The following is a 12187-nucleotide window of genomic DNA, read 5'->3' as shown; positions in this document are numbered from 1 at the left end:
ACTAAGGTCGCCGCAGCCGCCGCGGCCAGTCGACGCGAAGGAACCCACCGTGAGCCAGTTGTTCGCCCCGCTGACCCTGCGTTCGCTGACCGTCCCCAACCGGGTGTGGATGGCCCCGATGTGCATGTACTCCGCCCCCGACGAGGGGCCGCGGACCGGAGCGCCCACCGACTTCCACCTCACCCACCTGGCCTCCCGCGCCGCGGGCGGCGCGGGCCTGGTGATGGCCGAGGCCACCGGGGTACGCCCCGACGGCCGGATCAGCCCCTGGGACCTGGGCCTGTGGAACGACCAGCAGCAGGCCGCCTTCGCCCGCGTCACCGCCGCCGTCCGCGCCCACGGGGCCGTCCCCGCCATCCAGCTCGCCCACGCCGGACGCAAGGCCGCCACCGACCGCCCCTGGCTGGGCGGCCGCGGCCTGTCCGGGGCCGAGGGCGGCTGGACCCCGGTCGCGCCCAGCGCCTGGGCCTTCGAGGGCCTGCCCGTGCCGCACGAGCTCACCACGGCCGAGATCGACCAGCTGGTGGCCGACTTCGCCGCCTCGGCCGAACGCGCCCTGGCCGCGGGGTTCCAGGTCGTCGAGGTACACGGCGCCCACGGCTACCTGCTGAACTCGTTCCTCTCCCCCGCGGGCAACCGGCGCACCGACTCCTACGGCGGCGACCTCACCGGCCGCATGCGCTTCCCGCTTCGGGTGGTCGAGGCCGTACGCGAGGTGTGGCCCGATGACCTGCCCGTGTTCTTCCGGGTCTCGGCCACCGACTGGATCGAGGAGAACCCCGAGGACAACCGCGCTGGCTGGACCCCGGAGGAGACCGTGCTCCTGGCCAAGGAACTCCAGGCCCGCGGGGTGGACCTGATGGACGTGTCCACCGGCGGCATGGTGCACGACGCCCGCATTCCGGCCGCCCCCGGCTTCCAGACGTCCTTCGCCACCCGGGTGCGCGAGGAGACCGGACTGCCCGCGGCGGCGGTCGGGCTCATCACCGACCCCCGCCAGGCCGAGGAGATCATCTCCTCCGGTACCGCCGACGCCGCCATGCTCGGCCGCGAACTGTTGCGCGACCCCTACTGGGCGCACCGCGCCGCCGCCGAACTGGACGCGCGGTCGAACTGGCCGGTGCAGTACGGCTACGCGGTCGGCCGGGGCTGACCGGGCCGCGAGGGCCCCGCGCTGCCGACCCGCGGAGGAAGGACGGGTCCGGGGAGGACGGTTCGGAGAGGAACGGACGGTTCGGCGCCGACGAGCGGCCGGAGAGGACCTGCGGGCCGGAGCGGGCGGAGGGGTGTTCGGCCCGGGTTCAAACCCGGCCGTCCACCCGGTGCGCCGCCCGCCTCAGCAGCAGCCGCACCGCCACCGCCGTCACCAGGGCGCCCCCGACCAGGCAGGCCCACGGCGGCAGCGGACCGGCGTCGTAGCCGGGCACGGCCAGCACCGCCCACGAGGGCGGCGACACGAGCAGGGCCAGGTTCCAGGGCGAGGGCAGGGCCCAGACCACGACCGGGGTGAGCGTCAGAACCGCACCGACGCCCTTCGCCACGACCAGGGCCGCCACCTTGTCCCGGGAGCACGCCATGATCACCGCCGTGACCAGGGCGGCCTGCGCCGCGGCCAGCAGCAGCGCGACCGTCGTCCCCCAGGGCCGACCGGGTGTCACGAAGCCGCTCAACGGCAGGGCCGCGGCCAACCCGACGAGGGACAGGACCGCGGGCAGAACCGTTCGATAGGCCAGATAGGCCCGCAGTGACAGCGGCGAGACCCGCAGGGCCGGAAGGATCCCCTCGTCGCCGTCCTCCACCGCGCGCAGACCGTTCACCATCCCCAGCATCATCGGGACGTGCAACAGCACCAGGGCCGCCAGCAGCACCGGGGTCAGCGGAGCCGGGTCGAAGCCGTAGGAGTCGCGCACCAGTTCCGCGGCGGGCGGATACAGGAAGCGGAGCGCGAGTGCCAGCGGCACCGGGGCGCAGCACACCAGGAGCAGCAGCGGGTCGCGCCCCACCCCGACCAGATCGGTCCGGGCGAAGCTGACCAACGCGGGGAGCGAACCGCGTCCCGCGGAGCGGTCCAGCCGGGAGGCCCGCGCCCGCCGGGGCCGCCGTCGGCGCGGCCCCGCTCCGGGCTCTGCGCCCCCGGCCGCGGACGACAGCGCCCGCTCCGCGGCCAGCAGGGCCGCCGCCGCGCACAGCAGCGCGTACGCCACGGCCGCTCCCCACAGGAACGGGGAACCGACCGCGGCACCGGGCACGGACCCCAGACGGATCAGTTCGGCACCCGCCGTGGTGGGGACCGCGTACACCACCGGATGCCGGACGAGCCCGGTCAGGTGCACCAGGGGAACGAGCAGCAGCGGGGCGACGGCCAGGGGGACGCTCAACAGGAAACCCTGCACGCTCCGGCGGCGGGCACCGACCACCAGACAGGCCGAGAGCAGCAGGACCGAGGTCAGGGCCACCCCGGACAGGACCAGCGGAAGCGACCACAGCAGGTCGGCCGGGCGGCCCCGGGAGGCCGCCGCGGTCATCGGAACGGCGACCAGCAGGGCCAGGGCGGTGAGTGAGCCGACCCGGGCGAGCACCGTCTCCCCGGGCCGCAGCGGGGAGGCGGACAGCGCCGCGCGCGTGCCCTCGGTACGTTCGAGGAGCAGCAGCACCACGGCGAACAGTGCACCGAACCCCGCCGTGTCCAGGAACAGCAGATAGGCGGCGACGGTACCGGACGCCTGGTCGGGGACCACCCACAGCACCAGTGTCCACAGCACGGCCAACGCCGCGGCGATCCCGACGATCCCGTGCCGCGCCTGGAGCCGGGCCTCCAGGGCGCACGCGGCCGACAGCCGGGTCACAACTGCTCCCGGGTGATCCGGGTGAAGACCTCGTCCAGCGTGGCCTCCCGGGTGTGCAGGGTCTCCACCTCGCCCCGCCTGAGCAGTCCGAGGAGTTCGGGGTCGTCGGCCAGGGCGTCCGCGGCGATCTGCCGGGGCTCACGCCCGCGCACCCGCACCACCAGCCCGGGGCTTCCGTAGCCGAGCCGGAAGCCCCGCGGGGTGTTCACGGCGGCGATCCTGCCCTCGACCACGAAGGCGACCCGGTCGCACAGGCGGTCTGCGGTGACCATGTCGTGGGTGGTGAGGAAGACCGTGCACCCGCGTTCGGCCTCGGCGCGCACGAGGTCGCGGAGTAGTGCCGCGCGGACCGGGTCCTGCCCGCTGGTCGGCTCGTCGAGGAACAGCAGCCGGGGCCGGTTGACCAGCGCCCTGGCCAGGTTGAGCCGCATGCGCATGCCCTTGGACAGGTCGGCGGCCCGCCGGTCGGCGGCGTCGAGCAGATCCACCGCGGCCAGGAGTTCCTCGGGCTCCGCCACCGGGCCGCGGTACAGGGAGGCGAAGGCGGCGAGGTTCTCCCGGGCCGTGAGCCGGCCGTACCCGGCCGGTAGCTCGAACCCCACCCCCACGTGCTCGAAGTAGTCCTGTCCCCAGGCCTCCAGCGGGCGGCCGAGGACACGCACCCCGCCCTCGTAGCGGCGCAGCAGACGGGTCAGTACCTTCTGGGTGGTGGACTTCCCGGCGCCGCTGGGCCCGAGGAAGCCGAAGACCTCACCGTGCCGGACGGAGAAGTCCATGCCGTCGACGGCTGGCTGGTCGGCACCGGGGTAGCGGACCCGGAGACCTTCGACGGTGATGGCGGATTGCTCGTCCACGGATGCCTTCCGGTGCGGCGCTGGGGCGGGTTCCGGGGCCGGGGTGCGGCCCCGGCCCCATCCTTGCCGGGGTCGTCGGCCGCCACAAGCGGGAAGCGGGCAACGCGCGCGGTGGGGCGGCGGGGCCGCGCAACGGCCGGGTCGCGCTGCCCCGGCTCTGACCGGATGGAAGACTTCCGGGGAGGACCGCGCCGCTCGCGGTGTTCGCTGAAGGAGGTTGTCATGGTTGAGGACGGAACGGTCACGCCGAAGGTGATGGTGGGGGTGGACGGGTCGCCGACCGCGTCCGCGGCACTGGCCTGGGCGGCGGCGGAGGCCGACCGCCGGGGCTGGCCGCTGCACGCGGTGTGCGCGCTGGCGATGCCGCTGGTGGCGTCGATGTACGCGGGCTCCACCCGCTTCCCTCCCTCGGAGGAGATCACCGCGCAGGGCCACCGGGTGCTGGGCGAGGCGTCCGAGCGCGTGCGTGAACTGCGGCCCGGGGTACAGGTGGAGGAGGTCCTGGCCCTGGAGGACCCCGCGGCGGCGCTGCTGCGCAGGAGCGGCCCGGAGGACCTCCTGGTCGTGGGCTCCCGCGGTCTGGGCGCGGCCCGCTCGGCCCTGGACTCCTCCGTGAGCGTGCGGCTGGCGGCACGGGCCGAGTGCCCGGTGGTCGTGGTGCCCGTCCCCGAGGCGGCGGAACCGACGGAACCGCACCGGATCGTGGTGGGCGTGGACGGCTCCGAGTACTCCCGGCGGGCGCTGGACTTCGCGCTGCGCGAGGCAGCTCGCGTCGAGGGCGGTTCGGTCGTGGTCGTGCACAGCTGGTGGGTTCAGCTGCCGTTCGACCCCGGGTCCCTGGTCGGGGGCGGCTGGGCTCCCCCGAGCGAGGAGCTGGACGAACGCTCCCGGAAGATGGTGGCGGAGATGCTGGAGCAGGTCTCGGGCGGCGAGACCGAGGGCGTGGAGGTCTCCGTCGTGCGCAGCGAGCGGCCCCCCGCGGAGGCCGTCGTCGAGGCGGCTGACGACGCGGACCTGATCGTGGTCGGGTCACGGGGCCGGGGCAGCGTACGGGGCCTGCTGCTGGGTTCGGTGAGCCAGAGCGTGCTGCACTCGGCGACGGTGCCTGTCGCGGTGCTGCCGAAGGACCCCCGCCCGCGGGGCTGAACGGACGTGTTCGGCCCCGGGGCCCGATCTGGCCGCGGGGCCGAACACGGGCCCGCGGTATCGGACCCCGGGTCGGGCCCGCCCCGGTCAGACCGCGGACCAGCCGCCGTCCACCGGGAGCAGTACACCGTTGACGTTGCTCGCGGCGTCCGAGGCGAGGAAGACGATGGCCGCGGCCAGTTCGTCTGCTCCGGCCACCTCTCCCATGTTGCCCATGTAGCGGCCGAGAACGGCGGGGCCGGATGCCCGGGCGTCGGCGTCGACCCTGATTCCGGTGGCCGTGCCGCCCGGGGCGACCGCGTTGACCCGGATCCCCTGGTCCCGGTACATGACCGCGGTGGACTTCACGAGCCCCACCACCCCGTGCTTGGCGGCGGTGTAGGCGGCCCCGGCGGCGCTGCCGCGCAGGGAGGCCTCCGAGGCCGTGAAGACGACGGAGCCCCGTCCGCGCTCGACCATGTGCGGCAGGACCGCCCGGGTGAGCAGGAAGGGCGCGGTCAGGTTGACCCGGATGAGCCGCTCCCACAGGGCGTCGGTGACGTCGGCGGTCGCGGACATGTCGTCCATGATCCCGGCGTTGTTGACCAGGACGTCGATGCCGCCCAGGCGGTCGAGGGCGGTGGCGACGACCTCGTCCACGACCTCCTGGCGGCTGAGGTCGCCCGCGACGCTCTCCGCCGTCCCCCCTGCGTCGCGGATCTCCTGGACTGCGCTGTCGGCGGAGGCGCCGTCCAGATCGGCCACCAGAACCCTGGCGCCCTCCCCGGCCAAACGCAGCGCGCTCGCCCGCCCGATTCCGGAGCCGCCCCCGGTGACGACGGCGTTCTTACCGGTCAGACCCGATGCGGTCATGACTCCCTCTGTTCTCCCCTGCGGGGTTCTGCGCACGGATGCCCGCGGTGCGCGGGGGCCGTGCGGTCACTGCGACCAATATTGTCACTGTAAGACTTTTTGTCGCTGGAAGACAATTATTCTGTGATGGGACCCCCAGGTCAGTAGAGTTGGGACCGCCGAGAAGCCACACGGAGGAGGGCACGTGCCCCGTACCCCGAACCCCTCCCCCGCACCACCGGGCCGGGGTAGGCCGCCCATGAGCAGGCGACGCCGGGAGATCATGCGCATGCAGATCGCCCGCGCCGCCGTGGAGCTGTTCACCGCCAAGGGGGTGACCGCGACCACGGGGGACGACATCGCCCGCGAACTCGGGATCTCCACCCGGACCCTGTGGCGGTACTTCCCGAGCAAGGAGAGCTGTGTGCGCCCGCTGCTCACCAGCGGACTCGACCTCATGGCGGACCGACTGCGCTCGTGGCCCGCCGACCTCTCACTCGCCGAGCACCTGGAGCGTTCGGGCGCCCTGGACGAGGACGGCCGGACAGCGCTGGGCGCCCCGACGATCGACCTCATCCGGATGACCCGTACCGAACCCGGGCTGATGGCAGTGTGGCTGACGGTCCACCAGACCGCCGAGGGCGTCTTCGCCGAGGCCGTCGCGGAACGCGCCGGAGCCGCACCCGACACCCTGTCCGTACGGGTCCAGGCCGCCGCGATCAACGTGGCGCTGAGAGTGGCCGCGGAACAGCTCGCCTCCGACGAGGGGCACGGTGAAAGCATGACCGCCCTGGTCCGGAAAGCCCTCACCACCGTCGGCGACGGCCTGGGACCGCTCCCCCGGGGAACCGGAACCGGAGAGCCCGGCCCCCGCCTCCGGGATGCTCCGGCTCACCACCCGGGCTGAAAGGCTCCGGACGGTATCGGCGACACCTCCACTCATCCCACCGGCGGACCGGCGGGCCCTCTCCGGCCCGACCTCCCCAAACGCCTGAACACACCGCGAAACGGCGCCGGGGCAACCCCACCCGCACACGCCGCCGACCTTTCTCGTTAGGGTTCCTCCGGGCCCCGCCTGGGCACCGCTTCCACGGAGCGGTACCCCGGCGCGGCCACCGGCAACGGAGCCGGACCATGCCAGCACCGCACCACGGAGTCCAGGAGGCATCCGGCATGTTCGAGAAGATACTGGTGGCCAACCGCGGTGAGATCGCGATCCGCGCACTGCGCGCGGGACACGAACTGGGGGCGCGGACCGTCGCGGTCTTCCCCCACGAGGACCGCCACTCACTGCACCGGCTCAAGGCCGACGAGGCCTACCAGATCGGTGAGCCCGGGCACCCCGTCCGGGCGTACCTGTCGGTCGACGAGATCGTCCGCGCCGCGCGGGAGGCGGGCGCCGACGCCGTCTACCCCGGGTACGGTTTCCTCTCCGAGAACCCCGACCTGGCCCGGGCCTGCGCGGAGGCGGGCATCACCTTCGTCGGCCCGCCCGCCGAGGTCCTGGAGCTGACCGGAAACAAGGCGACCGCCATCGCCGCCGCCAAGCGCGCGGGCGTCCCGGTCCTGGACTCCACCGAGCCCTCCACCGACGTGGACGGGCTGCTCACCGCCGCCGAAGAGATCGGCTTCCCCATCTTCGTCAAGGCCGTGGCGGGCGGCGGCGGCCGGGGGATGCGCCGCGTGGACACGGCCGGCGCGCTCCGGGAGTCCATCGAGGCTGCCATGCGCGAGGCCGAGACGGCCTTCGGCGACCCCACGGTGTTCCTGGAGCGCGCCGTGGTGGACCCGCGCCACATCGAGGTGCAGATCCTCTCCGACGGCGAGGACGTCATCCACCTGTACGAGCGCGACTGCTCGGTGCAGCGGCGGCACCAGAAGGTCGTGGAGCTGGCCCCGGCGCCCAACCTCGACCCCGAGCTGCGCGACCGGATGTGCGCCGACGCGGTGCGCCTGGCCCGGGAGCTGGGCTACCGCAACGCGGGCACGGTCGAGTTCCTGGTGGGCCGGGACGGCCAGCACGTGTTCATCGAGCTCAACCCGCGCATCCAGGTGGAGCACACGGTGACCGAGGAGGTCACCGACGTCGACCTCGTGCAGTCGCAGATCCGGATCGCCTCCGGTGCGACCCTCGCCGACCTGGGCCTGTCCCAGGACGCGATCGTGCTGCACGGCGCCGCCCTGCAGTGCCGCATCACCACCGAGGACCCGGCCAACGGGTTCCGGCCCGACACCGGGACGATCAGCGCCTACCGCTCCCCCGGCGGTTCGGGGATCCGCCTGGACGGCGGAACCGCGGCGGCCGGTTCGGAGGTCAGCGCCTACTTCGACTCCCTGCTGGTCAAGCTCACCTGCCGGGGCCGCGACTTCGCCACGGCGGTGAGCCGGGCCCAGCGCGCGGTCGCCGAGTTCCGTATCCGCGGTATCTCCACCAACATCCCCTTCCTCCAGGCGGTACTGGAGGACGAGGACTTCCGTCAGGGCCGGGCCACCACCTCCTTCATCGAGGAGCGCCCCCAGCTGCTGACCGCGCGCCCCTCCGCGGACCGGGGCACCCGCCTGCTCACCTACCTGGCCGACGTGACGGTGAACAAGCCGCACGGTGAGCGCCCGCAGCTGATCGACCCGGTCGCCAAGCTGCCCGCCGTGCCCGAGGGCACCCCTCCCGCCGGGTCCAGGCAGCGCCTGGCCGAACTGGGCCCCGAGGGGTTCGCGCGGTGGCTGCGCTCCTCCGACACCCTGGGGGTCACCGACACCACCTTCCGGGACGCCCACCAGTCGCTGCTGGCCACCCGGGTGCGCACCCAGGACCTGCTCGCGGCGGCGCCCGCCGTGGCGCACACCCTGCCCGAACTCCTCTCCCTGGAGTGCTGGGGCGGCGCGACCTACGACGTGGCGCTGCGGTTCCTCGCCGAGGACCCGTGGGAACGGCTCGCGGCACTGCGCGAGGCCGTGCCCAACGTGGCCCTGCAGATGCTGCTGCGCGGCCGCAACACGGTCGGGTACACGCCCTACCCCACCGAGGTCACCAACGCGTTCGTGCGTGAGGCCGCCGCGACCGGTGTGGACGTCTTCCGGATCTTCGACGCCCTCAACGACGTCGAGCAGATGCGCCCGGCGATCGACGCGGTCCGCGAGACCGGCACCGGGGTGGCCGAGGTGGCGCTGTGCTACACCGCCGACCTGTCGGACCCGTCGGAGAAGCTGTACACGCTGGACTACTACCTGAAGCTGGCGGAACGGATCGTGGAGTCCGGCGCGCACGTGCTCGCCATCAAGGACATGGCCGGGCTGCTGCGCGCCCCGGCCGCCTCCCGCCTGGTCAGCGCACTGCGGAGCGAGTTCGACCTGCCGGTCCACGTGCACACGCACGACACCGCGGGCGGCCAGCTCGCCACCTACCTGGCGGCGGTCAACGCGGGCGCTGACGCCGTGGACGGCGCCGTGGCGTCGATGGCGGGCACCACCTCGCAGCCGTCGCTGTCGGCGATCGTGGCCGCCTTCGACCACTCCGACACCCCCACCGGGCTGTCCCTGGACGCGGTCAACGAGCTGGAGCCGTACTGGGAGGCGGTGCGCCGGGTGTACGCGCCGTTCGAGGCGGGTCTGGCCTCCCCGACCGGCCGGGTCTACCACCACGAGATCCCCGGCGGCCAGCTTTCCAACCTGCGCACGCAGGCCATCGCGCTGGGGCTGGGCGACCGGTTCGAGGACATCGAGGCGATGTACGCCGCCGCCGACCGGATGCTGGGCCGCCTGGTGAAGGTGACCCCCTCCTCCAAGGTGGTGGGCGACCTGGCCCTGCACCTGGTGGGCGCCGGGGTCTCCCCCGAGGAGTTCGAGAAGGACCCGGACCGGTTCGACGTGCCCGACTCGGTGGTGGGCTTCCTCCGCGGCGAGCTGGGGGTCCCCCCGGGCGAGTGGCCCGAGCCGTTCCGCACCAAGGCGCTGCGCGGGCGCGGCGAGGCCCGCGAGACCACCCCGCTCACCGAGACGGACCGGGCCGGTCTGGCCGAGGAGCCGCGCGCCACGCTCAACCGGCTGCTGTTCGCGGGGCCGACGAAGGAGTTCGAGTCGCACCGCGCCGCCTACGGCGACACGAGCGTGCTGGACAGCAAGGACTTCTTCTACGGTCTGCGCGAGGGCGAGGAGCACGTCGTGGACCTGGAGCCGGGTGTGCGGCTGCTCATCGGGCTCCAGGCGGTGAGCGAGGCGGACGAGCGCGGCATGCGCACCGTCATGACCACCCTCAACGACCAGCTGAGGCCGCTGCACATCCGGGACCGGTCGCTGGCCTCGGACGTGCCCGAGGCGGAGAAGGCCGACCGGAACGACCCCTCGCAGGTAGCGGCGCCCTTCGCGGGCGTGGTCACCCCGGTCGTGGCCGTGGGCGACGAGGTCAAGGCCGGTGACACGGTCGCCACCATCGAGGCGATGAAGATGGAGGCCTCGATCACCGCCTCGCAGGACGGTGTGGTCTCCCGGTTGGCCGTCGACGGCGTCCGCCGGGTGGAGGGCGGCGACCTGATCGTCCAGCTGGGCTGAGGCAGGCGCTTCCCGGCCCCGGCCGGCCCGTCCCCGGTGCGGGGCGGTCCGGCCGGGGCCGTCCGTGTCCGTGCGGGGTGCGGGCGCGATCCCGCGGAGGCCGGGCGCGGCCCTGTCCGGTTCCGGACAGGGCCGGCTGCCCGGCGGAAAACGGGAAGCGCCGCGGGGAGGCGGTTCGTACGATGGGGGCGACCTCGAAAACGCGGGAACACCCGCAGCGAAAGGAGCCCCGGTGGCTGACGTGCCCGAACGAGCACTGGTCGTGATGGCCCACCCCGACGACGCCGACTTCGCCTGTGCGGGGACCGTGGCCCTGTGGACCGGCGCCGGGACCGAGGTGGTCTATCTGATGGTCACCGACGGCGAGGCCGGCGGGGACGAGATCACCCTGGACAGCTCGGAGATCGCGGCGATGCGCCGGGAGGAGCAGCGCCGGGCCGCGGCCGAGGTCGGGGTCAAGGACGTGCGTTTCCTCGGCTACCCGGACGGGCGGGTGGTCGCCTCGCTCGGTCTGCGCCGCGACGTCTCCCGCGTCATCCGGCAGGTGCGGCCCCAGCGTGTGGTCATCCCCAGCCCCGAGCGGGACTGGGACAGCATCGCCGCCAGCCACCCCGACCACATGGCCACCGGGGAGGCGGCGCTCAACGCGGTCTACCCGGACGCGCGCAACCCGCACGCGCACCGCGAACTCCTCGCCGAGGAGGGGCTGGCCCCGTGGACCGTCCCCGAGGTGTGGGTCGCCGGAGGCCCCAAGGCCAACCACCACTCGGACATCACCGGGGTCTTCGACCGCAAGATGGCGGCGCTGGCCTCGCACGAGAGCCAGATCGGCGACATCACCGAACTCGAACCGATGTTGCGCCAGTGGATGGCGGCCAACGCCGCCGAGGCGGGCCTGCCCGAGGGCGCTCTGGCCGAGGTCTTCCAGATCGTCCACACCGCCTGACCACGGTCGAACGGGGCCACGGGGCGGCGCGGCCCGTGGCCGCTGCCGACGGGCCCGGTGGGCGGCCCCGCACCGGGGCTCGGGCCCTACGGCGTGCGGCCGCCCGGTCCGGAGTCCCGGTCTGGGGCCGCTGCTGTACCGGCCACGGTGGGGTCACGATGTCCGGGCACCGGATCGGACGAGGTTCGGAGAGGGCTCCATGAGGGTGTCGTTCTACCTGGTCCTCCTGTTCCTTTCACTCCTCCTCCTCGCCTTGGGGCTGATGGAGGAGAACTGGGCGTACTGGAACGGGACTTATTTCGATGAGTACGTGCGACTCGCGGAGTACGAACTGGCGCACGTTCTCGTGTCGTTCTCGCTCGTACTCCAACTTCTCGCCTTTCGCCTCATGTGGCGCCACAGGGCTCCACTGATCATCTGTGCGTCCTTCTCGGTCGTCTGCTTCGGATTCCTCCTGGGGGTGACCTGACATGGAGAGGTCGAGGGTTCCCGCGGCCTGGGTGTACCTGCTGGTGTCCCTGTCCCTGCTCGTCGTCGGCGCCTCCTTCAGCCCGCTGGACTCCGAGGAGGCCGCCCGGGCCGGCAGGCAGGACGTGGAGCTCACCAAGAGCGGGCTCCAGAACTTCACCCTCCTCACCGCGATGGTGGCGGCTCTTCTCCTCGCCTCCATGAGGACCGGTGTGTTCTACGTTTCCCTCGGGGCCGCCCTCGCCGCCGCCGCCCTGTCCCTCCTTCTCGCCCTCTGAGTTCGGTTCGGCACGGGGCGGACCCGTACCGGGCCCGTATCGCACGGACTGCCCCTGATTCGCTGTCGGGTCTCCCCTCATCGGGCCCGGCCAGGTGGGGCGCGTGGTGGTCAGCCGTGAAGAGCCCGAGCAGGTTTGGGCCCCCCTTCTTCGCCGTGATCTTGCTACCAGGGGCAAGTTCGGCGCCGAAATCGCCCCTGGTAGCAAGATCACCGCGGGTCAGCTGTTCTAGGAAGCAGCGGGCACCCTGTCGGCCCGGGCACCTGCGGCGGA

At 73.3% G+C, this 12187-nt stretch carries 10 protein-coding genes; 7 read left to right on the top strand and 3 right to left on the bottom strand.

The features are described from left to right. Positions 1-49: 49 nt before the first annotated feature. Positions 50-1153 carry an NADH:flavin oxidoreductase/NADH oxidase gene (locus IE195_RS18560; RefSeq protein ID WP_191273181.1) on the top strand — a complete coding sequence of 368 codons (1104 nt, stop codon included), beginning with the start codon at positions 50-52 and terminating at the stop codon, positions 1151-1153. Between the two features lie 148 nt (positions 1154-1301). On the opposite strand, the gene IE195_RS18555 is transcribed toward IE195_RS18560, so the two are convergent. Both IE195_RS18555 and IE195_RS18550 read right to left on the bottom strand, forming a co-directional pair. Further along, positions 1302-2846, bottom strand: a complete 1545-nt coding sequence (locus IE195_RS18555; protein ID WP_191273179.1) for a fluoroquinolone export ABC transporter permease subunit — start codon at positions 2844-2846, stop codon at positions 1302-1304. After that, positions 2843-3700 (bottom strand): ABC transporter ATP-binding protein, encoded by an 858-nt coding sequence (locus IE195_RS18550; RefSeq protein ID WP_229826299.1) that lies wholly within the window; start codon positions 3698-3700, stop codon positions 2843-2845. Before IE195_RS18550 ends, IE195_RS18555 begins: the two co-directional genes overlap by 4 nt. Before the next feature lie 222 nt (positions 3701-3922). Here IE195_RS18550 and IE195_RS18545 point away from each other — a divergent pair, with 222 nt between their 5' ends. Next, positions 3923-4846 carry a universal stress protein gene (locus IE195_RS18545; RefSeq protein WP_191273177.1) on the top strand — a complete coding sequence of 308 codons (924 nt, stop codon included), beginning with the start codon at positions 3923-3925 and terminating at the stop codon, positions 4844-4846. Between the two features lie 87 nt (positions 4847-4933). Here IE195_RS18545 and IE195_RS18540 read toward each other — a convergent pair whose 3' ends face one another. Continuing rightward, positions 4934-5698: an SDR family NAD(P)-dependent oxidoreductase gene (locus IE195_RS18540; protein ID WP_191273176.1), complete on the bottom strand. Its 765-nt coding sequence runs from the start codon at positions 5696-5698 to the stop codon at positions 4934-4936. Between the two features lie 238 nt (positions 5699-5936). Between IE195_RS18540 and IE195_RS18535 the strand changes: the two genes are divergently transcribed. The 5 genes from IE195_RS18535 (at position 5937) to IE195_RS18515 (ending at position 11914) form a co-directional block, all read left to right on the top strand. Continuing rightward, positions 5937-6584 (top strand): TetR/AcrR family transcriptional regulator, encoded by a 648-nt coding sequence (locus IE195_RS18535; protein WP_191273173.1) that lies wholly within the window; start codon positions 5937-5939, stop codon positions 6582-6584. A gap of 266 nt (positions 6585-6850) precedes the next feature. Next, on the top strand, positions 6851-10222 hold the full coding sequence (locus IE195_RS18530) for a pyruvate carboxylase (protein ID WP_191273171.1): 3372 nt from the start codon (positions 6851-6853) through the stop codon (positions 10220-10222). Positions 10223-10454: 232 nt separating this feature from the next. Continuing rightward, positions 10455-11168, top strand: coding sequence for a PIG-L deacetylase family protein (locus tag IE195_RS18525; protein WP_191273169.1), 714 nt, complete (start codon positions 10455-10457; stop codon positions 11166-11168). Positions 11169-11367: 199 nt separating this feature from the next. Beyond that, on the top strand, positions 11368-11637 hold the full coding sequence (locus tag IE195_RS18520; protein ID WP_191273167.1) for a hypothetical protein: 270 nt from the start codon (positions 11368-11370) through the stop codon (positions 11635-11637). Position 11638: 1 nt separating this feature from the next. Then, positions 11639-11914, top strand: a complete 276-nt coding sequence (locus IE195_RS18515; RefSeq protein ID WP_191273165.1) for a hypothetical protein — start codon at positions 11639-11641, stop codon at positions 11912-11914. Positions 11915-12187: the final 273 nt, after the last annotated feature.

The sequence above is a fragment of the Nocardiopsis terrae genome, assembly GCF_014651695.1.
GTDB lineage: Bacteria > Actinomycetota > Actinomycetes > Streptosporangiales > Streptosporangiaceae > Nocardiopsis > Nocardiopsis terrae.
The sequence above is the reverse complement of the archived record's forward strand: the minus strand, read 5'-3'. Positions and strand labels throughout refer to the sequence as shown.